At 64.3% G+C, this 20715-nt stretch carries 17 protein-coding genes; 10 read left to right on the forward strand and 7 right to left on the reverse strand.

What is annotated here, in order from left to right:
* Positions 1–85: 85 nt before the first annotated feature.
* Positions 86–991 (reverse strand): TonB family protein, encoded by a 906-nt coding sequence (locus ACIPIJ_RS19110; protein WP_401079491.1) that lies wholly within the window; start codon positions 989–991, stop codon positions 86–88.
* 91 nt (positions 992–1082) lie between these two features.
* Positions 1083–2036 carry a glutathione synthase gene (gene gshB / locus ACIPIJ_RS19115; protein ID WP_401079493.1) on the reverse strand — a complete coding sequence of 318 codons (954 nt, stop codon included), beginning with the start codon at positions 2034–2036 and terminating at the stop codon, positions 1083–1085.
* A gap of 242 nt (positions 2037–2278) precedes the next feature.
* Between gshB and ACIPIJ_RS19120 the strand changes: the two genes are divergently transcribed.
* The 7 genes from ACIPIJ_RS19120 to ACIPIJ_RS19150 all read left to right on the forward strand — a co-directional run bounded on the left by ACIPIJ_RS19120 (position 2279) and on the right by ACIPIJ_RS19150 (position 11859).
* Positions 2279–2680 carry a PleD family two-component system response regulator gene (locus ACIPIJ_RS19120; protein WP_401079494.1) on the forward strand — a complete coding sequence of 134 codons (402 nt, stop codon included), beginning with the start codon at positions 2279–2281 and terminating at the stop codon, positions 2678–2680.
* 46 nt (positions 2681–2726) lie between these two features.
* The gene (gene pilH, locus ACIPIJ_RS19125) at positions 2727–3092 is read left to right on the forward strand and encodes a twitching motility response regulator PilH (RefSeq protein ID WP_401079496.1); all 366 of its coding nucleotides are present in this window, start codon (positions 2727–2729) and stop codon (positions 3090–3092) included.
* Positions 3089–3643 (forward strand): chemotaxis protein CheW, encoded by a 555-nt coding sequence (locus ACIPIJ_RS19130; protein ID WP_401079498.1) that lies wholly within the window; start codon positions 3089–3091, stop codon positions 3641–3643. Before pilH ends, ACIPIJ_RS19130 begins: the two co-directional genes overlap by 4 nt.
* A 47-nt stretch (positions 3644–3690) precedes the next feature.
* A complete protein-coding gene (locus tag ACIPIJ_RS19135) occupies positions 3691–5715 on the forward strand; it encodes a methyl-accepting chemotaxis protein (RefSeq protein ID WP_401079857.1) in 2025 nt (674 codons plus the stop codon).
* A gap of 9 nt (positions 5716–5724) precedes the next feature.
* Entirely contained in the window at positions 5725–10614 is a 4890-nt protein-coding gene (locus tag ACIPIJ_RS19140) for an Hpt domain-containing protein (protein WP_401079500.1), read from the forward strand.
* Positions 10607–11080 carry a chemotaxis protein CheW gene (locus ACIPIJ_RS19145; protein WP_401079502.1) on the forward strand — a complete coding sequence of 158 codons (474 nt, stop codon included), beginning with the start codon at positions 10607–10609 and terminating at the stop codon, positions 11078–11080. Before ACIPIJ_RS19140 ends, ACIPIJ_RS19145 begins: the two co-directional genes overlap by 8 nt.
* 161 nt (positions 11081–11241) lie before the next feature.
* A complete protein-coding gene (locus ACIPIJ_RS19150) occupies positions 11242–11859 on the forward strand; it encodes a hemolysin III family protein (protein ID WP_401079504.1) in 618 nt (205 codons plus the stop codon).
* Positions 11860–11865: 6 nt separating this feature from the next.
* On the opposite strand, the gene ACIPIJ_RS19155 is transcribed toward ACIPIJ_RS19150, so the two are convergent.
* The 4 genes from ACIPIJ_RS19155 to ACIPIJ_RS19170 all read right to left on the reverse strand — a co-directional run bounded on the left by ACIPIJ_RS19155 (position 11866) and on the right by ACIPIJ_RS19170 (position 15282).
* Positions 11866–12351, reverse strand: coding sequence for a hypothetical protein (locus ACIPIJ_RS19155; RefSeq protein WP_401079506.1), 486 nt, complete (start codon positions 12349–12351; stop codon positions 11866–11868).
* A gap of 142 nt (positions 12352–12493) precedes the next feature.
* On the reverse strand, positions 12494–13213 hold the full coding sequence (locus ACIPIJ_RS19160; protein WP_401079508.1) for a 16S rRNA (uracil(1498)-N(3))-methyltransferase: 720 nt from the start codon (positions 13211–13213) through the stop codon (positions 12494–12496).
* 91 nt (positions 13214–13304) lie between these two features.
* Positions 13305–14711: an adenosylmethionine--8-amino-7-oxononanoate transaminase gene (locus ACIPIJ_RS19165; protein WP_401079510.1), complete on the reverse strand. Its 1407-nt coding sequence runs from the start codon at positions 14709–14711 to the stop codon at positions 13305–13307.
* Between the two features lie 79 nt (positions 14712–14790).
* Positions 14791–15282 (reverse strand): hypothetical protein, encoded by a 492-nt coding sequence (locus tag ACIPIJ_RS19170; protein ID WP_401079512.1) that lies wholly within the window; start codon positions 15280–15282, stop codon positions 14791–14793.
* A gap of 210 nt (positions 15283–15492) precedes the next feature.
* Here ACIPIJ_RS19170 and ACIPIJ_RS19175 point away from each other — a divergent pair, with 210 nt between their 5' ends.
* The 3 genes from ACIPIJ_RS19175 to ACIPIJ_RS19185 all read left to right on the forward strand — a co-directional run bounded on the left by ACIPIJ_RS19175 (position 15493) and on the right by ACIPIJ_RS19185 (position 18720).
* On the forward strand, positions 15493–17361 hold the full coding sequence (locus ACIPIJ_RS19175; protein WP_401079514.1) for a flavin monoamine oxidase family protein: 1869 nt from the start codon (positions 15493–15495) through the stop codon (positions 17359–17361).
* A gap of 197 nt (positions 17362–17558) precedes the next feature.
* Complete coding sequence (locus ACIPIJ_RS19180) at positions 17559–18110, forward strand: cytochrome b (RefSeq protein ID WP_401079516.1); 552 nt, start codon at positions 17559–17561, stop codon at positions 18108–18110.
* Positions 18111–18141: 31 nt separating this feature from the next.
* Complete coding sequence (locus ACIPIJ_RS19185) at positions 18142–18720, forward strand: YceI family protein (RefSeq protein WP_401079518.1); 579 nt, start codon at positions 18142–18144, stop codon at positions 18718–18720.
* 59 nt (positions 18721–18779) lie between these two features.
* On the opposite strand, the gene ACIPIJ_RS19190 is transcribed toward ACIPIJ_RS19185, so the two are convergent.
* Positions 18780–20681, reverse strand: coding sequence for a DEAD/DEAH box helicase (locus ACIPIJ_RS19190; protein ID WP_401079519.1), 1902 nt, complete (start codon positions 20679–20681; stop codon positions 18780–18782).
* Between the last annotated feature and the right edge of the window lie 34 nt (positions 20682–20715).

The following is a 20715-nucleotide window of genomic DNA, read 5'->3' on the forward strand; positions in this document are numbered from 1 at the left end:
CCCACAGGAACACCGCCGAGCCTGAGGGCTGTGTGATAGCTGTGGGCGCGGGCTTTCCCGCGAAGGGGCCAGTACAGCCGCCAGATCAGTTACTGGAAAGCCGATCCCCACGGGCAAACCGCCAGGTGCGGATGATCTCCAGCCGGTCATACTCGGCCAAATCCCCGGTAAACGGTGCAAACGGCGCTGCCAGCCGCACGATACGCTGCGCCGCCTGGTCCAGCACGGCCTGCCCGGACGATTCCAGCACCAGCACCTCATACAGCGAGCCATCGCGGTTGATCGACACCATCATCCGCAAGTTGCCGTAGATCTGCTGCCGGCGCGCTTCGTCGGGGTAGTTGAGGTTACCCACCCGCTCGACCTTCTTGCGCCACTCTTCCTTGTACCAGGCACCCTTGTCGCGCATGGTCGACGCCGCGTTCAGGCGGTGGATACGCGGGCGTTTGGCGTACATCTGCTGCTCGTTGGACAGCTCGGCCTCAAGGCTGGCGATCTGGCTCGACAGCTGCGAGCTGTCGAAATCAGGCGTGGCCGCCGCCGGCTTGGGCTGCGGCTTGCTTTCCTTGGGCTTGGGCTCGACCTTCTGCGCCTTGGGTGCCTGGGTGACCACCGCGGACTTCTGCGGTGCAGGCGGCTGCACCACTTCGGGCTTGGCGGCGGGCGGCGGCGTGACCTTGTTGATCTTGCTGTCCTGGAACGGCGCCACCTCGGTGGTGGTGGGCACCGCCTTTTTTTCCAGGGTGCCGCTGCCCTGCTGGTTGGCCTGGGCCTGGTAATCGGCCTTCTCGGGCGCTTTCTCGCTTTTGAAGGTGGCCAGGGTGATGTCCATGGTCTGACGAATTTCCGCCGGTTTGACCACGGTAAAGCCCACGCCAAGAATCAGCGCAAGGTGCACCAAAGCAGCCAGAAACAGGGTAAAGCCAAGCCTGTCCACCGGGCGAACGCGGGGTGGCAGCAGGTCGGCAGGGATGTCGGCGGGCAGCGTCATCAGGTATCCAGCAACCGCGTGGCGGGGCAGCAGCTCAGTCGAATGGGACTGGCATCATACCCCACTGCGCGTATTTGCTTCGCGTCGGCGGTCAGCGCGCCTGCAACTGGCGATCAATGGCATCCATCAGCTTGCCACCAATGTCGGTGTTGAAGGCCGCATCGATCTCGCGGATACAGGTCGGGCTGGTGACGTTGATTTCGGTCAGGTAGTCGCCAATCACGTCCAGGCCGACGAACAGCAGGCCCTTTTCACGCAGGGTCGGGCCGACCTGGGCGGCGATCCAGCGGTCACGCTCGCTCAGTGGGCGCGCTTCGCCCCGGCCACCGGCAGCCAGGTTGCCGCGGGTCTCGCCGCTGGCCGGGATGCGCGCCAGGCAGTAGTCGACCGGCTCGCCGTCGATCATCAGGATGCGCTTGTCGCCGTCCTTGATCGCCGGCAGGTAGGCCTGCGCCATGATTTGCTGGGCGCCTAGCGCGGTCAGGGTTTCCAGAATCACCGAGAGGTTGGGGTCGCCCACCCGGTGGCGGAAGATCGAGGTGCCGCCCATGCCGTCCAGCGGCTTGAGGATCACGTCGCCGTGTTTGGCCGCGAATTCGCGAATGATGTCCGGGCGGCGGCTGACCAGGGTCGGCGGCGTGCACTGCGGGAACAGCGTGGCGAACAGTTTTTCGTTGCAGTCGCGCAGGCTCTGCGGGCGGTTGACCACCAGCACGCCTTCGGCCTCGGCCTGTTCCAGCAGGTAGGTGCTGTAGACGAACTCCATGTCGAACGGTGGGTCCTTGCGCATCAGGACCACGTCCAGCTCGGACAACAGGCTGTCCTGCTCTTCGCCCAGTTCGAACCAGTGCGCCGGGTCGGCGAACACCTTAAGCGGGCGCATGCGTGCACGGGCTTTGCCTTCGCCTTGATACAGGTCGCGCTGTTCCATGTAGAACAGGCTCCAGCCACGGGCCTGGGCGGCCAGCAGCATGGCCAGCGAGCTGTCCTTCTTGTAGGAGATGGACGCAATCGGGTCCATGACAATGCCGAGGCGAACGCTCATGGGGGTGGTTCCTCTTGGCGGCGGGTGGCCGCGACGAATCGAAAGAAAAGTGGCTCAGGGTGGCGCCGCGAACGCCGCGGGTCAAGGGGCGCGGTAGATGGAATGGCCACCCGGAGTGTGCTAAAAATGAGCTGCAAGCCTTAAGCTACAAGCTTCAAGAAAAAGCCGGCCACTCGCCAGTGCGCCTTTTCTTGCCGCTCGACGCTTGCAACGTGCAGCTCATTTTTCTCTGGTAGGCATCTATGGAACAACCCCTGAAGGTGATGGTGATCGACGACTCACGCACGATCCGCCGCACTGCGCAGATGTTGCTCGGCGAAGCAGGCTGCGAGGTGATCACCGCCAGCGACGGTTTCGATGCCCTGGCCAAGATCGTCGACCACCAGCCACAGATCATTTTCGTCGACGTGCTGATGCCCCGCCTGGATGGCTACCAGACCTGCGCCGTGATCAAGCATAACAGCGCCTTCAAGGACATCCCGGTGATCCTCCTGTCGTCTCGCGATGGCCTGTTCGACAAGGCCCGCGGGCGGGTGGTCGGCTCCGACCAGTTCCTGACCAAACCATTCAGCAAAGACGAACTGCTCGACGCGATCAGGGCCCATGTACCCGGTTTCGCCGCGCACGAACAACCCGCACCTTGACCGTGCCCGACGTGGCGCGGCCTTTATTTCCTGATGGGGAAACAGCATGGCCCGAGTTCTGATTGTCGACGACTCGCCGACAGAGATGTACAGATTGACCGAATGGCTGGAAAAGCATGGCCATCAAGTGCTCAAGGCCAACAACGGCGCCGACGCTGTGGCCCTGGCCCGCCAGGAAAAGCCCGACGCGGTGCTGATGGATATCGTCATGCCAGGCATGAACGGCTTCCAGGCCACCCGTCAGTTGAGCAAGGACCCGGAAACCAGCGCCATTCCGGTGCTTATCGTCACCACCAAGGACCAGGAAACAGACCGCATCTGGGCGCAGCGCCAGGGTGCGCGCGGCTTCGTCACCAAACCGGTGGAAGAACAGGCCTTGATCGCCAAGCTCGACGAAGTGCTGGGCGCTTGACCACCCGCCCCCAGGGCGCGTCGCTGACCGCCTTCGAGCTGTTGCTGGACATCGACCGGCGCTGCCGCCTGCTGGTGGCCGACCAGCCGCCGCAGGACATCCGCTTGCAGCAGTGGAGCGGTATTGGCTTTCGCATTGCCGGGCAATGGTTTGTCGCGCCCATGGGTGAGGTGGCCGAAGTGTCGCGCGAGCCGCGCAGCAGCCGTGTACCTGGTGTGCAACCGTGGGTCTGCGGGGTGGCCAACCTGCGCGGCCGGTTGCTGCCGGTGATGGACTTGAGCAGTTTTTTCGGCCTTGGCCCGGCGGCGCCGGGTAAACAGCGGCGGGTGCTGGTGCTCGACCACGAGGACCTGTTCGTCGGCCTGCTGGTCGACGAGGTGCTCGGCCTGCAGCACTTTGCCTTGGATACCCTGGAGCTGGCACCACCGCAGCCGCTGATCCGCGCCGCCGCGCGTTTCGTCCAGGGGCATTTCCCGCGTGAACGCAACTGGGCGATCTTCAGCCCCTTCGCCCTGGCCCAGGCGCCGGGCTTTCTCGACGTGGCGCTATAGGACTTTCGAACGTGAACAAGCCGGCCACCCCCGTTGCTCCCACCAGCATGACCCCGCGCACGCGCAGCATTGCGCAGATCACCGTGCTGTTCGTGGTGTTGATCCTGTCGATCATCCTGCTGTTCGCCAACTTCGCCTACCTCAATACCCAGTCCAACCACGACAAACAGTACATCGGCCATGCCGGCGAGCTGCGCGTGCTGTCCCAGCGCATCGCCAAGAACGCCACCGAGGCGGCGGCGGGCAAGGGCCTGGCGTTCAAGCTGCTGTCGGATGCACGCAACGATTTCGAGCGGCGCTGGAGCTACCTGCGCGAAGGTGACAAGTCTACCGGCCTGCCCGCGGCACCGGCCGGGGTGAAGGATGAAATGGAGGCGGTGCGCCAGGACTGGGAAAACCTGCGCAAGAACACCGACACCATCCTCGCCAGCGAACAGACCGTGCTGTCGCTGCACCAGGTGGCGGCGACCCTGGCCGAAACCGTGCCGCAGTTGCAGGTCGAGTACGAAAAAGTCGTCGAAATTCTGCTGCAGAGCGGTGCCCCCGCCAGCCAGGTGGTGGTGGCTCAGCGCCAGCTGCTGCTTGCCGAGCGCATTCTGGGCTCGGTCAATACCGTGCTGGCCGGCGACGACACCGCCGCGCAGGCCGCCGACACTTTCGGCCGCGATGCCAGCCGCTTTGGCCAGGTGCTCGAAGGCATGCTGGCGGGCAACCCGGCCATTCACGTGACCCGCGTCGAGGATACCGACGCCCGTGCCCGCCTGGCCGAAATCGCCGAACTGTTCCAGTTCGTCGCCGGTTCCGTGGATGAAATCCTGGAAACCTCGCCCGAGCTGTTTCGCGTACGCGAGGCGGCCGGCAACATTTTCAGCCTGTCGCAGACCCTGCTCGACGAAGCCTCGCACCTGGCCAACGGCTTCGAGAACCTGGCCGCCGGGCGCACGCTGGATACCGTCGGTGGCTATGTGCTGGGCCTGCTGGCGCTGGCTTCGATCATCCTCATCGGCCTGGTGATGGTGCGCGCCACCCACCGCCAACTGCACGAAACGGCCGAGAAGAACGAGCGCAACCAGCAGGCGATCATGCGCCTGCTCGACGAAATCGAAGAGCTCGCCGACGGTGACCTGACCGTGACCGTGTCGGTGACGGAGGACTTCACCGGGGCCATCGCCGACTCGATCAACTATTCCGTCGACCAGTTGCGCGACCTGGTGGCGACCATCAACCACAGCGCCGAGCAGGTGGCCGCCGCGGTGCAGGACACGCAGAACACCGCCCGCCAGCTGGCCAAGGCTTCGGAGCACCAGGCCGACCAGATCAGCGAGGCGTCCGAGGCGGTGGGCGACATGGTCGAGTCGATCGACCGAGTTTCGGCGCATGCCTACGAGTCGGCCAAGGTGGCCGAACGTTCGGTGGCGATCGCCAACAAGGGCAACGAAGTGGTGCACAACACCATCAACGGCATGGACAACATTCGCGAGCAGATCCAGGACACCGCCAAGCGGATCAAGCGCCTAGGCGAATCTTCCCAGGAAATCGGCGACATCGTCAGCCTGATCGACGACATTGCCGACCAGACCAACATCCTCGCCCTCAACGCGGCCATCCAGGCCTCGCTGGCGGGCGAAGCCGGCCGTGGCTTTGCCGTGGTCGCCGATGAAGTCCAGCGCCTGGCCGAACGTTCGTCCTCGGCGACGCGGCAGATCGAGGCGCTGGTGCGCACTATTCAGGCTGACACCAACGAGGCGGTCATATCCATGGAGCAGACCACCGCCGAAGTGGTGCGCGGTGCACGCCTGGCGCAGGACGCCGGTGTAGCGCTGGCGGAAATCGAAGGGGTGTCGCAGAACCTCGCCGAACTTATCCACAGCATCTCGGATGCCGCCCAGTTACAGACGTCTTCTGCCGGGCAGATTTCCCACACCATGGCCGTGATCCAGCAAATAACCGCGCAGACCTCCGCCGGCTCCGGCGCCACCGCCGACAGCATTCGCCACCTGGCGCGGATGGCCAGCGAGATGCGCCGTTCGGTGTCCGGTTTTACCCTGCCGGCACCCGCCGAGCGGCACTGAGGAGTGGTCATGGCAGCAGCCGTAAGCCCCGAACGTCACGATACCGTGGCCCTGGCCTGGACCCGGGCAGCCATCCTCGATTGCCTGGGCCAGGCACGCCAGGCGCTGGAGCGCTTTGCCGGGGAAACGGACGACTTGTCCATGCTGGCGTTCGTGGTGGATAACTTGCACCAGGTGCACGGTTGCCTGCGCATGCTTGAACTGCGCGGTGCCACGCGCCTGGCCGAGGAGTTGGAGCTGCTGGCCAGGGCCTTGGCCGAGGGCCAGGTCAGCCCGCGCGGCGACTGCCTGGGCCCGCTGTTCCGTGGCCTGGAACAATTGCCCTCGTACCTGGAGCGGCTGCGCGGTGCGCGCCACGACCTGCCGTTGGTGATGCTGCCGCTGCTCAACCAGCTGCGTGCCTGCCGCGGTGTCGAGCCATTGGCCCAGGGCAGCCTGATCAGCGGCGCGGCTCAGCGCTTTGCTGGTTCCGACGACCTGGCCAACCTCGACCTGTCGCTGGGCAACTGGCGTGAGCAGGTGCAGGCGGGGCCAGGCCGTGATGCCTTGCGTTCGGTGATCAGCGCCTTGTGCGATGACCTGATGCGCATCAAGGAGCGCCTGGACCAGTTCGTGCGCGGTGATCGCCAGCACAGCGAGCAGTTGGAAAGCCTGCTGGCGCCCTTGCGCCACGTTGCCGATACCCTCGCGGTACTGGGCTTTCAGCAACCGCGGCGGGTGATCATCGACCAGGTGTTGGCCCTGCAGGCCGTGGGCCAGGGTGAGCGCGTGGCGGATGACGCCGTGCTCATGGATGTGGCAGGTGCGCTGCTGTACGTGGAAGCCAGCCTCAACGGCATGGTCGGCCCGCTGGAGGAAGGCGGGCAGGGCGGCATGCCCGGCTCGGACCTGGCCGAGATACGCCAGCTGGTGCTGAACGAGTCGTTGAACGTGCTGCAGCAAGCCAAGGATCTGATCGGCGATTGCCTGGAGTCCGATTGGCCGCGGCAGCGCCTGCAACCGTTGCCGGGGCTGTTGCAGCAGGTACGTGGGGCATTGTCGATGCTCATGTTGCCGCCTGCCGCTGAAGTCTTCGCCGGCTGTGCGGGTTACGTGCAGCGCTGGTTGCAGCATCTTGACGTGGAACCGCCTGCGGATGAGCTGAATCACCTGGCTGATGCCCTCAGTGCCAGCGAGTGCTACCTGCAATGGCGAGTTGCCGACCCTCTGGCCGATGGCCAACCCTTCCTCGACATGGCCCGCGCCAGCTTGGCAGCGCTGGGCGTGCAGTGCTCGCTTGGCGGCGGTGGCGTTGAGCAGGATGGCAGCACTGACGGCATCGATGACGAACTGCGTGAGGTGTTCCTCGAAGAGGCCGGCGAGCTGCTGCCGGAAATCGAGCGCCACTGGCTGCGCTGGCGTGCCGACAACACCCTGCGCGATGCCTTGCTGGAAGTACGTCGTGACCTGCATACACTCAAGGGCAGTGGCCGCATGGTCCATGCCCAGGCGGTGGCCGAACTGGCCTGGGGCGCCGAGCATCTGCTCAACCGGGTGCTGGAAGGGCGCATGGCGCTGGCCCCGGAGGGGGTGGTGGCGCTGCAGCAGGTGGTCGTGCACCTGCCCGACCTGCTGGCCGATTTCGCTGCCGGCCAGATGCCTCAGGTGACCGAGATCGAGCAGTTGGCGAGCCACCTGCATGCACTGGCGGAAAACGATACGCCGGCAGGTGCCGATATCGATGGCCTTGACCCGCTGTTGCTGGACATATTCCGCAATGAAGCGCAGGGCCACTTGGCCAGCCTGGAGGCGTTTCTGCAGGCGGCCAACAGCCAGGACGCTGAAGTCAGCGATGGCCTGCAACGCGCCTTGCACACGCTCAAGGGCAGCGCCGCCATGGCCGGCGTGCTGCCGATCGCCGAGTTGGCCACCGCATTCGACCGGTTGGTGCGTGAGTACCGGGGCCACCAGTTCCCGTTGCAGGTGGCCGAAATCGAATGGCTGGAAGCGGCGCAGGCCTTGTTTCAACTGGGTTTGGCGCAACTGGGCAGCACGCCGTTGGCCGCCATACCGGGGGCCGCCGAGCTGATCGAGCACGTTGGCGAGGCCGTGGACACACGCCTGGCCAGTTTGCATGACGAGCCGACGCATGCGCGCCGCGGCAAGCGCGATCCGCAATTGATCGCCAGTTTCCTGGCACAGGCCATGGACATCCTGCTGGATGCCGAGTCGCTGTTGTCGCGTTGGCAGGAGCAGCCAGGGCAGCGCCAGTCACTGGACACGCTGCTCGATGAACTGACCACGCTGTGCCATGGCGCGCACCTGGCCGACCTGCGGCAGATGGACGACGTCTGCGAGGCGCTGCTGGACTTGTACGGCGCGGTGGAAGAAGGCAGCCTGGCTGCGGATGCGCGCTTCTTCGCCCAGGCCCGGCAGGCCCACGAGGTGCTCCTCGACATGCTCGACGAGGTGGCTGCCGGCCAGGAACTGACGGCCCGCCCCGACTGCATCGACGGCCTGCGCGGTTTGCTCGACGACGCACTGGCGCCCGATGCCACAGGCCTGGTGGCGCCTGGCTCGGTCACTGTCCTCGAGGCACCGCTGGAGCAGGCCGAAGAGGCCGACAACCCGGACGACAAGGCGCTGCTGGACGTTTTCCTCGAAGAAAGCTCGGACATCGTCGAAAGCGCCGGCGCCGCGTTGGCGCGCTGGCAGGCCGACCCGCGCAGCAGCGTCGAGGTAGACAACCTGCTGCGTGACCTGCACACGCTCAAGGGCGGTGCGCGCATGGTCGAGATCGCGGCCATCGGCGACCTGGCCCACGAGCTGGAATTCCTTTACGAACTGCTGGCTGCCGGGCGCCTGCCGCCCAGTGCTGCGCTGTTCGCCTTGCTACAGACCTGCCATGATCGCCTGGCGCACATGCTCGATGCCGTGCGCCTGGGCCAGCCGCTGCATGCGGCCACCGCGCTGATCGACTATATCCGTAACTTCAGCAGCGCCGCCTTGACCGACAGTGTTGCCGGGCAGGCGCAGGCAGACGCCACGCCCGCCGAAGTGCCTGCTGCGGTGCCGGAGCGGGCGCCTGGTGACATGGTCAAGGTGGACGCCGAACTGCTCGACGACCTGGGTAACCTGGCCGGCGAGCACTCGGTGATCCGTGGGCGTATCGAGCAACAGGTCAACGATGCCCAGTTCGCCCTGAACGAGATGGAAACCACACTGGAGCGCATGCGCGACCAGCTGTTGCGCCTGGACATGGAAACCCAGGGCCGTATCAGCAGTCGCCAGCCGTTCGAAGGCGATGCCTACGAAGATTTCGACCCGCTGGAAATGGACCGCCATTCCCAACTGCAGCAGTTGTCACGGGCCCTGTTCGAGTCGGCCTCTGACCTGCTCGACCTGAAAGAGACCCTGGCCCAGCGTGCGCAGGAAGCCTACAGCCTGCTGCAGCAGCAGGCGCGGGTGAACAGCCAGCTTCAGGAAGGCCTGACCGCGACCTTGATGGTGCCGTTCGAACGCCTGGTGCCGCGCTTGCAGCGGGTGGTGCGCCAGGTAGCCAGCGAGTTGGGCAAGCAGGTCGAACTGGTGGTCGGCAATGCTGAAGGCGAACTCGACCGCAGCGTGCTGGAGCGCATGGTGGCGCCGCTGGAACACATGCTGCGCAATGCCGTCGACCATGGCCTGGAGTCACGCGAAGCGCGGCTGGCCGCCGGTAAGCCGGAGCTGGGCACCATTCACCTCAACTTGCTCCACGAGGGTGCCGACATCGTCATCGAGATGACCGACGATGGCGCCGGCGTGCCGCTGGAAGCCGTGCGGCGCAAGGCGATCAAACGCGGCCTGCTGGACCCGCAGGCGCACCTGAGCGATCACGAGATCCTCCAGTTCATCCTGCGCCCGGGGTTTTCCACGGCCGAGAAGATCACCCAGATATCCGGGCGCGGCCTGGGTATGGATGTGGTGCACGAAGAGGTCAAGCAACTGGGCGGCTCGATGAGCATCGAGTCGGCCCAGGGCAAGGGCGCGCGCTTTCTCATTCGCCTGCCGTTCACCGTGTCGATCAACCGCGCCGTGATGGTCCACCTGGGCGAGGAGCAGTACGCCATTCCGCTCAACACCATCGAAGGCATTGTCCGTGTGCCGCCGGCCGAGCTGGCCGCCTGCTACCAGTTGGACGTGCCGCGCTACGGCTATGCTGGCCACGAATACCAGCTGCGCTACCTGGGCGAGCTGTTGCAAGGGGTGCCGCGCCCTGGGCTGCTGGGCCAGAGCGTGCCGCTCCCGGTGCTGCTGGTGCACTCCCAGGAGCAGTCGTTTGCCATCCAGGTCGACAGCCTGTCGCCCAGCCGCGAGATCGTCGTCAAAAGCCTCGGCCCGCAGTTTGCGGCCGTCGCCGGGTTGTCCGGCGCGACCTTGCTCGGTGATGGCCGGGTGGTGCTGATTCTCGATTTGCTCGGGCAGTTGCGCGGCCAGCAGCGCCGCCTGGCGCGCTTGCCGGGCGGTAGCGGGGTGCAGCGCACGCTGTTCGGGCCGGCGCCACGCAAGGCGTCGCTGGTGATGGTGGTGGACGACTCGGTGACCGTGCGCAAGGTCACCAGCCGCCTGCTGGAACGTCATGGCATGAGCGTGCTGACGGCCAAGGACGGGGTCGACGCCATGGCCTTGCTGGAAGAACACCGTCCGGACGTGCTGCTGCTGGACATCGAGATGCCACGCATGGACGGCTTCGAAGTGGCCACCCGCATTCGCCGCGACGAGCGCCTGAAGGACCTGCCGATCATCATGATCACCTCGCGCACCGGGCAGAAACACCGCGACCGGGCCATGGCCATCGGCGTCAACGACTACCTGGGCAAGCCGTATCAGGAGTCGGTGCTGCTGCAGAGTATCGCCCATTGGAGCCATTCCCATGCTTGAGCTGATCGCAGGCCAGCGCAGCAGCCTGACCGGGCTGCTGCTGCCGATGGGCGACCGAACCCTGGTGCTGCCCAATGTGGCGGTGGCAGAGCTGATTGCCCAGCGCAACCTGGTGTGCCAGCGCGGTGAGCCGGCCTGGCACCTGGGGTGGATCGACTGGCGCCAGCAACATTTGCCGCTGATCGGCTTCGAAGCGGCCTGTGGGGGCGAGACGCCCTGTGGCGAGCGGGCGCGTATCGTCGTACTCAACGCCCTGGGGGACACCGGGCTGCGTTACCTGGCCGTGCTGCTGCAGGACATTCCGCGCTCGTGCAAGCTCGACAGCCAGCTCAACTATGTGGACGTCGCACTGGGCAGCCTGGAGCTGGCGGCGGTACAGGTGGGGGAGCAGGTGGCGCGGGTGCCGGACCTGGTGGGGCTGGAACGGCTGGTGCGTGACGCGGAACTGCAATCTGTCCTTGGTTAGGAGGGTGCTGCTGATGGCCCTTTCGCGGGACAAGCCCGCTCCCACAGGTGCTGCATTCTGCTCAAGTACATTACGGTCCTTGTGGGAGCGGGCTCGCCCCGCGAAAGGGCCGTCACTGACGGAATGAGGAACCCAGCCCACCACAGGAGGTCTGTGTTTGCATGTATTACGGTGAACGCTTCAACGCCTGGACCCACCTGGTCGGTGCCGTCCTGGCCTGCATCGGTGCCATCTGGCTGATCGTCGTGGCGGGCCTGCAGGGCGACCCCTGGAAGATCGTCAGTTTCTCCATCTACGGCGGCACGCTGCTGCTGCTCTACAGCATCTCGACCCTCTACCACAGCACCCGCGGCCGGGCGAAGGTGATCATGCGCAAGCTCGATCACCTGTCGATCTACCTGCTGATCGCTGGCAGCTATACGCCGTTCTGCCTGGTGAGCCTACGTGGGCCCTGGGGCTGGAGCCTGTTCGGTGTGGTCTGGGGCCTGGCGGTGGTCGGCATGCTCCAGGAAATCAAACCGCGCTCCGAGGCGCGGATCCTGTCGATCATCATCTACGCGGTGATGGGCTGGATCGTCCTGGTGGCGGTCAAACCGCTGGTGCACAGCCTGGGCACCGCAGGCTTCGCCTGGCTGGCGGCTGGCGGAGTGTTCTACACCGTGGGCATCATCTTCTTCGCCCTGGACAGCCGCTTGCGCCATGCCCACGGCATCTGGCACTTGTTCGTGATTGTGGGCAGTCTGCTGCACTTCGTCGCGGTGTCGCTGTACGTGTCGTGATAGGGGTCAGTTGTAGTTCCCCATCACGCAGCTGTCGGCATGGGCCTCGCACACACGCTTGAGGGTGTTGCGGTGTTCGGTGAGGCCTTCTGCGTGACGCTCCCACCACTGCACATAAAATTCGCTCGCGAGCGCTTGTTTTTGGGCTTCGATCAAAGCCTGGCTGGCGTCTGGATGACTGTGCCGGTAGTCCTTCAGCGACGGGGCGAGGTAGGGGGTGAGGTCAGCGGGCGGCCGGAACCGTTCGAGCCCTGTCGCGATGGTTGCAGAAAGCCCCGGCGTCAGCGCATCGATGTAGCAGAAGCCGAACTGCATGCTGGGCTCAGCCTCATGCCCCCGCTTCTTCATTTGGGCGATACAGGATGCGCGGGTTTTATCCTGCTTGGAAACGGCCGTGTCGTCCGGCCGAATGACTGTAGTGTTCCTGTCCAGCAATAGCAGGCTCGCCACCAGCAGAGCGGTAAAAAGTCCAAGCAGGGTAGAAATTTTCATTGCTGCGCCGCCGATCGGTTTTCATACAGGGAAAACCTTAGGGGATCGAACCAATCGGGGCTACTGGCAGAAATGACAGTAGCCGTTAGAGATCGATTCTGCGGTACTTGCTATTTGGTTCTGAAAGTAAACGCCCGCTAAATCAGAAATCTCCCCATAACTGCTGGGCCACCGACAGCGCCACTACCGGCGCAGTCTCGGTGCGCAACACGCGCGGGCCGAGGCGGGCGGCGAGGAAGCCGGCGCCCTTGGCCTGTTCGACCTCGGCATCGCTCAGGCCGCCCTCTGGGCCGATAAGGAAAGCCAGGCGTGCCGGTTTGTCGTGGCTGGTCAGCGGCGCGGCGACCGGGTGCAGCACCAGCTTGAGATCGGCATCGCTGCCCTTGATCCAGTCGGCCAGGGTCAGGGGTGGGTGGATGATCGGCAAGGTCGACCGGCCGCACTGCTCGCAGGCGCTGATCGCCACCTGGCGCCAGTGGGCCAGGCGTTTGTCGGCGCGTTCGTCCTTCAAACGCACTTCACAGCGCTCGCTGACGATCGGGGTGATCTCGTTGGCGCCCAGTTCGGTGGCCTTCTGGATCGCCCAGTCCATGCGCTCGCCACGCGACAAACCCTGGCCGAGGTGGATGTGCAGGGGCGATTCGCCCTGGCCGGCGAGGGCCTGGTCGAGGCTGACGCGCACGGTTTTCTTGCCTACCTCAAGCAATTGGCCAAGGTATTCCTGGCCGCTGCCGTCGAACAGCTGCACGGCATCGCCGGGGGCCATGCGCAGTACGCGGCCGATGTAGTGGGCCTGGGCTTCGGGCAAGTCGTGCTCGCCGAGGCTCAGGGGGGCGTCGATGAAAAAGCGGGACAGTCTCATGGTTCTGCTCGGGAAATAGGAACACAGCGCTTTACCGGTGGGAGCGGGCAAGCCCGCTCCCACAGGAATGGTGGTGCAGCAAATGACTGGGTCAGCCCGGATCGCGGAAATCGGGGTGGAAGTTGGCCGGCACGGCGACGCTGATGCTGTCCCGTGTCGCGATGTCGATCCCTTCAGTGGCCACGTCGGCCAGGAAGTCGATCTGCTCCGGGGTGATCACGTACGGCGGCAGGAAGTACACCACGCTGCCCAGCGGGCGCAGCAGGGCGCCGCGGGTCAGGGCATGCTCGAACACCTTCAGGCCGCGGCGCTCCTGCCACGGGTAGGCGACTTTGCCGGCCTTGTCCTGGACCATCTCGATCGCCAGGGCCATGCCGGTCTGGCGGATTTCCGCGACATGCGCGTGATCGGCCAGGTGCGCGGTGGCACTGGCCATGCGCGCGGACAGCGCCTTGTTGGCCTCGATCACGTTGTCCTGCTCGAAGATATCCAGCGTCGCCAGGGCCGCCGCACAGGCCAGCGGGTTGCCGGTGTAGCTGTGCGAATGGAGGAACGCGCGCAGGGTCGGGTAGTCGTCGTAGAACGCCTGGTACACCGTGTCGGTGGTCAAGCAGGCGGCCAGCGGCAGGTAACCGCCGGTCAGTGCTTTGGACAAGCACAGGAAGTCCGGGCGGATGCCGGCCTGCTCGCAGGCGAACATCGTGCCGGTGCGGCCGAAGCCCACGGCAATTTCATCGTGGATCAGGTGCACGCCAAAACGGTCGCAGGCCTCGCGCAGCAGCTTGAGGTAGACCGGGTGGTACATGCGCATGCCGCCGGCACCCTGTATCAGGGGTTCGATGATCACTGCCGCGATCGTTTCGTGGTGGTCGGCCAGGGTCTGTTCCATGGCCTGGAACATGTTGCGCGAATGTTCTTCCCAGCCCATGCCTTCGGGGCGCAGGTAGCAGTCCGGGCTAGGTACTTTGATGGTATCGAGCAGCAATGCCTTGTAGGTCTCGGTGAACAGCGGCACGTCGCCCACCGACATGGCAGCGATGGTCTCGCCGTGGTAACTGTTGGTCAGGGTAACAAAGCGCTTTTTGGCCGGCTGGCCGATGTTTTGCCAGTAGTGGAAGCTCATCTTCAGCGCCACTTCGATGCACGACGAGCCATTGTCGGCGTAGAAGACCCGGTCCAGCCCGGCCGGGGTCATGGCCACCAGGCGCTCGGACAGCTCGATCACCGGCTGGTGGCTGAAGCCTGCGAGGATCACATGCTCAAGCTGGTCGACCTGGTCCTTGATGCGCTGGTTGATGCGTGGGTTGGCGTGGCCGAACACGTTGACCCACCAGCTGCTGACCGCATCCAGGTAGCGTTTGCCGTCGAAATCCTCGAGCCACACACCTTCGCCACGCTTGATCGGGATCAGCGGCAGCTTTTCGTGGTCTTTCATCTGCGTGCAGGGGTGCCACAGGACCTTGAGGTCACGCTGCATCCACTGATCATTGAGGCCCATCGGCACTTCTCCTGGCGTTACGGCTTGGTTAGACCGCGTAAGCCTAAGCAATGCCGGGAGGCAGGACAACCGCCGCAGCTCAATGGCGACAGGTGCGGGTCCATTCGAGCTTGCGGATATGCACGGTGCCAGCTTGCGACGTGGAGATGGTCAGGCGCCGAAACGGCCCGGCGAGGTACTGGTGGTAGGGTTGGGTGGAAATGGGGCCGGGCATGAACTCGGTGTAGCCGCTGCCCGAGAGCGTCAGCCAATAGAAGTTGCGTGGAGTCGGGGCCGTCAGGTCGACGTCGTAGCCATCGGTATCCAGCAGCATCTGTACATCGTCGAAGTGCTGGTCGCTGACCACGTAGTAGTCCAGGCGCAGGCTCTCGACTTCCTGGCTGAAGGTGAGCTCGACGTCACTTTGCTCGCCGATCACCAGCTCGGTGCCATCCTCACCTTTGAAGGCCTCGTGGAACCCCGTCCAGGAAGTGCCATTAGCGCGGATGCTCAAGCCTGACGGCATAAGAAAAGCCTGCTTATGCCACAGCGGCTGATGTTGGACGTGTGCGAAATGCTCCTCATAGATCATATGCAGTTCCTTTTGTCGGTTTTTCTCCTGACGGCAACAGCTTTACTCAGCAGTTCAGGCTTTGGCTACTGACAAAAATGCCAGTTGCCAAAGGCACTTGATGTGGCTGTGCTGGCAGGGTGCCCAGACCTGACGTATTCTTAACGCATCATCTCTCGGGGCATTCCTGCCTCTTCCCATTTCTGTAACGTCAACTCGGAGTTCGCCATCATGGCTGCTGCTTGGGTGCGCCTGTGCGCGTTGGTATTGATCGGTGTGTCCAGCGGCGCCGCGCTGGCAAAGGACAAGACACCTTCGGCAATCGTGGTGGGTGGCGGCCTGGCGGGCCTGACTGCCGCTTACGAGCTGCAGAGCAAAGGCTGGCAGGTGACGCTGCTGGAAGCCAAGGCGGGCATGGGCGGCCGTTCGGGCCTGGCGACCAGCGAATGGATCGGCAACAGCAAGGCTCAGCCGGTACTCAACCAGTACCTTGACCGTTTCAAGCTGGAAACGCTGCCGGCGCCGGAATTCGTGCGTACCCCCGGCTACCTGATCGATGGTGAATACTTCAGCGCCACCGATTTGACGGCCAAACAGCCGGCCACTGCCGAGGCGCTCAAGCGTTACGAGAAAACCCTCGACGACCTGGCTCGCTCGATCGATGACCCGCTCAAGCCGCAGGCCACCAGCACGCTGTTCGCCCTCGACCAGATGAACGTGTCCACCTGGCTCGACAAGCTGCAGCTGCCGAGCACCGCGCGGCAGCTGATCAACCAGCAGATCCGCACCCGCTACGATGAGCCATCGCGCCTGTCGTTGCTGTACTTCGCCCAGCAGAACCGCGTTTACCGTGGCGTCAGCGACCGTGACCTGCGCGCAGCGCGCCTGCCCGGCGGTAGCCCAGTGCTGGCCCAGGCCTTCGTCAAGCAGCTGAAAACCATCAAGACCAGCTCGCCGGTCACCTCGATCGTTCAGGACAAGGACGGTGTGACGGTGAAGGTCGGCAGTACAGGTTACCAGGCCGATTACCTGGTCATGGCGGTGCCCCTGCGCGCGCTGGCCAAGATCCAGATCACCCCGGGCCTGGACACTCAGCACGTTGCGGCGCTGAGGGGTACCAACTATGGCTGGCGTGACCAGCTCATGCTCAAGTTCAAGCAGCCAGTGTGGGAAAGCCGCGCGCGGATGTCTGGCGAAATCTTCAGCAACGCAGGCCTGGGCATGCTGTGGATCGAGCCCGCGCTCAAGGGTGGCGCCAACGTGGTGATCAACCTGTCGGGCGATAATGCCCGCCTGTTGCAGGCGTTCGGCGACAAACAGATGGTTGACCAGGTGCTGATCCGCCTGCATGCGTTTTATCCACAAGCCCGCGGCGCGTTTACCGGTTATGAGGTCAAGCGCTACAGCACCGACGCAGGCATGGGCGGTGCCTACCTGGCCTACGGCCCGGGGCAGATCAGCAAGTACTGGCGCCTGTGGGAGCGTCCGGTGCAGCGCATTGCATTTGCCGGTGAGCATACTGATGCGCTATACCCGGGCACCCTGGAAGGCGCCCTGCGCAGCGGCCAGCGCGCCGCCAGCCAGGTTCAGGACTTGTTGGCGGGCAAGTCGTTCGACCCGGCCAAGGCGGCGCCGATAGCGGCAGCTGCAGCAGCGGGCGCGGTGGCGGCGAAGGACAAGGGTGGGTTCTTCTCGAACATGTTTGGGGGTTCGTCCGACAAGGGTGACAACGCCGAAAAGGCCCCTGTAAAAGCTGAACCGGTGAAGGCTGAAGAGGCCAGGCAGGACAAGCCAGGGTTCTTCTCGCGCCTGTTTGGTGCTGCAGACCGGCCCGAGGTGAAGACCGCGCCGATTGCCAAGGCCGAAGCGTCTGCGCCGGTGGCTGCCCCTGTCGCCGCCCCGGCTCCGGTTGCACCGGCAGCGGCAGCCAAGGAAGAGCCTGTTAAACCGGCTGCGACCAAGGCGGCACCGGCCAAGCATGCTCCGGCGCATAAGCCGGCGGCGAAGCAGGCGCATAAGCCGGTTGAAGTGAAGAAGGCCACTGCCAAGTCCGAGCCTGCCAAGAAGGCTGTGACCAATACTCAGGCCAAAGCTGGCTGACGGTCTGTCAGTACCGACCTCTTCGCGCAGGTCGGTACTGACAAGCGTACACACTCCTACTATCGTTAATGTTTCCTTAATAGCAAACTCGCACACTTACTATCGGATTTATTGATCATCCAAAGCAGTTTTTTCTGCTTTTATTCGATACGTTACGCGTTAGTCTGTGCACAGCTTTCACGGGGAAACACGTCATCATGCAACTGCGCAACTCATCATCTCGCTATGGCGCGGTCAGCATTGTCCTGCACTGGGGCGTTGCGCTGGCAGTGTTCGGCCTGTTCGGCCTGGGCCTGTGGATGGTCGGCCTCGACTATTACAGCCCTTGGCGCAAATCTGGCCCGGACCTGCACAAGAGCATTGGCCTGGTGTTGCTGGCCGTTATGCTGCTGCGGGTGCTGTGGCGCTTCATCAGCCCACCACCACCGGCACCGGCCAACCACGGAGCCCTCACTCGCGTGGCCGCCAAGCTGGGGCACCTGGCGCTGTACCTGGGCCTGTTCGCGGTGATGGCCGCCGGTTACCTGATCTCGACCGCCGATGGTGTCGGTATTCCGGTATTCGGCCTGTTCGAAGTGCCCGCGCTGATCAGCGACCTGCCCGACCAGGCGGACCTGGCGGGTGTGATTCATCTTTGGCTGGCATGGGGCCTGGTGATTTTCGCCGTGCTGCATGGCTTGGCCGCCCTGAAGCATCATTACATCGACCGTGACGCGACCCTGACCCGCATGCTGGGCCGCAAAGCTTGACTCTCAACCTCAATTGCAAGGAATAGAAAGGATGTTGAAAAAGACTTTTGCCGCTCTGGCGCTCGGTACTGCACTGTTCTCCGCTGGCCAGGCCATGGCCGCCGATTACAAGATCGACAAGGAAGGCCAGCACGCGTTCGTCGACTGGAAGATCAGCCACCTGGGCTACAGCTTCATCCACGGGACCTTCAAGGACTTCGACGGTAACTTCACTTGGGACAGCGCCAAGCCGGAAGCCAGCAAGATCAGCGTCGACCTGAAAACCGCCAGCCTGTGGTCCAACCACGCCGAGCGTGACAAGCACATCGCCAGCAAAGACTTCCTGGACGTGAAGAAGTACCCAGAGGCCAAGTTCGTTTCCACCGCCGTCAAATCGACCGGTGAGAAGACCGCTGACGTAACCGGTGACCTGACCCTGCACGGCGTGACCAAACCGGTCACCTTCAAGGCCACCTTCAACGGTGAAGGCAAGGACCCATGGGGCGGCGAGCGCGCTGGCTTCAACGCCACTACCACTCTCAACCTGAATGACTTCGGTATCAAGGGCCCAGGTGCAACCTCGCAGACCCTGGACCTGGATATCAGCGTCGAAGGTGTGAAGCAGAAGTAACCATTGCTTCGGCAATAAAAAACGCCGCCCATTGGGCGGCGTTTTTGTGTCCGGCTCGGTTATGAGCCTTTGCGGGTCAGCAGCGCAGGGCGCTCACCGCGTGGGCGGCTTGGCAGGTCATCCAGCTGTTCTGGCGTGGGGTAACGGTCCAGCTTGGATTCCTTGCGGATGATCACTGGCTGGTTCTGCGGCTCGCGCGAGCTGCGTACTGCCGGCTCCTGGCGCAGGGCATCATCGCGACCGGCTGGGCGGTTGCGACCGCCGCCATTGTTGTCACGACGTGCACCGCCACCGTTATTGTTGCGCGGCGGGCGCTTCTCACCGCTGGCGCTGCGCGGCTGGCTGCCATTGCGGGCTTGGCCACCACCGCCGTTGCTGCGCGGAGCGTTGGCTTGGCCTTGCTGACCTTGGCCGGCACCCGCAGCACCCGGGCGACGGTTACGGCCCTGGTTCTTGGCGTTCTGATACGGGCTGACGTAGTCGGCACGGTTACCGAAGTTATCCACGTCGTCGTCCAGGAACTCATCCGGAGCCCGGTCGGCTTGCGCCTTTGGCGTGCCGTTCTGGCCCGCTTGCTGCTGACGCGGCTTCTTGTCGCGCGGTTTGCGCGGCTGTTGCTGCTTGTCGGCGGACTTCTCCTTGTCGGCAGGCTTGTCCGCAGCGTGCGGTTTGGACTTGCCTTTGTCCTTACCTTTGTCTTTACGGCCACCGTTGGCGTCTTTGCCGCCGTCACCGCGTGCCTGCTGGTTACGCCCACCGCGTCCGTTGCCCTGCGGGCGTTCGCGCACTTCAGGCTTCTCGGCTTCTACCTGGCTTGCGTCGAAGCCCATCAGGTCGCCATCGGCGATTTTCTGTTTGGTGACCCGCTCGATGCTCTTGAGCAGTTTTTCTTCATCTGGCGCGACCAGCGAAATGGCCTCGCCCGAGCGCCCGGCACGGCCGGTGCGGCCGATACGGTGAACGTAGTCTTCCTCGACGTTGGGCAGCTCGAAGTTGACCACGTGCGGCAGCTGGTCGATGTCCAGGCCACGGGCGGCAATGTCGGTGGCGACCAGTACACGCACGCTGTTGGCCTTGAAATCAGCCAGGGCCTTGGTGCGGGCATTCTGGCTCTTGTTGCCGTGGATCGCGGCGGCGCTCAGGCCGTGCTTTTCCAGGTACTCGGCCAGGCGGTTGGCGCCGTGCTTGGTGCGGGTGAACACCAGTACCTGTTCCCATGCACCCAGCGTGATCAGGTGCGCCAGCAGCGCGCGCTTGTGGCTGGCAGGCAGGCGGTAGACGCGCTGCTCGATACGTTCGACGGTGGTGTTCGGTGGGGTGACTTCGATGCGCTCCGGGTTGTGCAGGAGCTTGTCGGCCAGGTCGGTGATGTCCTTGGAGAAGGTCGCCGAGAACAGCAGGTTCTGGCGCTTGGCCGGCAGGCGGGCGAGGACCTTCTTGACGTCATGGATGAAGCCCATGTCGAGCATGCGGTCGGCTTCGTCGAGGACCAGGATCTCCACATGGGCCAGGTCGACCTTGCCTTGCCCGGCCAGGTCGAGCAGGCGGCCCGGGCAGGCCACCAGGACGTCGACGCCCTTGGCTATGGCCTGGATCTGCGGGTTCATGCCTACACCGCCGAAGATGCAGGCGCTGACCAGTGGCAGGTCGCGGGCATACACCTTGAAGCTGTCATGCACCTGAGCCGCGAGTTCGCGGGTCGGGGTCAGCACCAGCACGCGCGGCTGGCGTGGGCCATGGCGCTGGGATTTGTCCGGGTGGCCCGCCGGGAACAGGCGCTCAAGAATCGGCAGGGCAAAGCCACCGGTTTTACCAGTACCTGTCTGTGCGGCAACCATCAGGTCGCGGCCTTGCAACACGGCGGGAATCGCCCGCTGTTGCACTGGAGTCGGCTGGGTATAGCCCGCAGCCTCGATAGCGCGGACAAGAGCCTCGGAGAGACCGAGGGAAGCAAAGGACATGGGCGATCCTGTTCTCGTGTGGGCTGGGCCCGTA

Origin of the sequence: Pseudomonas sp. NPDC087185, from assembly GCF_044744955.1 — a bacterium.
Taxonomy (GTDB): Bacteria; Pseudomonadota; Gammaproteobacteria; order Pseudomonadales; family Pseudomonadaceae; genus Aquipseudomonas.

Excerpts from the sequence above, each read along its gene's own strand:
- ACIPIJ_RS19110 (WP_401079491.1), bottom strand. The coding sequence starts at position 991 with ATGACGCTGCCCGCCGACATCCCTGCCGACCTGCTGCCACCCCGCGTT.
- gshB (WP_401079493.1), bottom strand. The coding sequence starts at position 2,036 with ATGAGCGTTCGCCTCGGCATTGTCATGGACCCGATTGCGTCCATCTCC.
- ACIPIJ_RS19120 (WP_401079494.1), top strand. The coding sequence starts at position 2,279 with ATGGAACAACCCCTGAAGGTGATGGTGATCGACGACTCACGCACGATC.
- pilH (WP_401079496.1), top strand. The coding sequence starts at position 2,727 with ATGGCCCGAGTTCTGATTGTCGACGACTCGCCGACAGAGATGTACAGA.
- ACIPIJ_RS19135 (WP_401079857.1), top strand. The coding sequence starts at position 3,691 with ATGACCCCGCGCACGCGCAGCATTGCGCAGATCACCGTGCTGTTCGTG.
- ACIPIJ_RS19140 (WP_401079500.1), top strand. The coding sequence starts at position 5,725 with ATGGCAGCAGCCGTAAGCCCCGAACGTCACGATACCGTGGCCCTGGCC.
- ACIPIJ_RS19145 (WP_401079502.1), top strand. The coding sequence starts at position 10,607 with ATGCTTGAGCTGATCGCAGGCCAGCGCAGCAGCCTGACCGGGCTGCTG.
- ACIPIJ_RS19150 (WP_401079504.1), top strand. The coding sequence starts at position 11,242 with ATGTATTACGGTGAACGCTTCAACGCCTGGACCCACCTGGTCGGTGCC.
- ACIPIJ_RS19155 (WP_401079506.1), bottom strand. The coding sequence starts at position 12,351 with ATGAAAATTTCTACCCTGCTTGGACTTTTTACCGCTCTGCTGGTGGCG.
- ACIPIJ_RS19160 (WP_401079508.1), bottom strand. The coding sequence starts at position 13,213 with ATGAGACTGTCCCGCTTTTTCATCGACGCCCCCCTGAGCCTCGGCGAG.
- ACIPIJ_RS19165 (WP_401079510.1), bottom strand. The coding sequence starts at position 14,711 with ATGGGCCTCAATGATCAGTGGATGCAGCGTGACCTCAAGGTCCTGTGG.
- ACIPIJ_RS19170 (WP_401079512.1), bottom strand. The coding sequence starts at position 15,282 with ATGATCTATGAGGAGCATTTCGCACACGTCCAACATCAGCCGCTGTGG.
- ACIPIJ_RS19175 (WP_401079514.1), top strand. The coding sequence starts at position 15,493 with ATGGCTGCTGCTTGGGTGCGCCTGTGCGCGTTGGTATTGATCGGTGTG.
- ACIPIJ_RS19180 (WP_401079516.1), top strand. The coding sequence starts at position 17,559 with ATGCAACTGCGCAACTCATCATCTCGCTATGGCGCGGTCAGCATTGTC.
- ACIPIJ_RS19185 (WP_401079518.1), top strand. The coding sequence starts at position 18,142 with ATGTTGAAAAAGACTTTTGCCGCTCTGGCGCTCGGTACTGCACTGTTC.
- ACIPIJ_RS19190 (WP_401079519.1), bottom strand. The coding sequence starts at position 20,681 with ATGTCCTTTGCTTCCCTCGGTCTCTCCGAGGCTCTTGTCCGCGCTATC.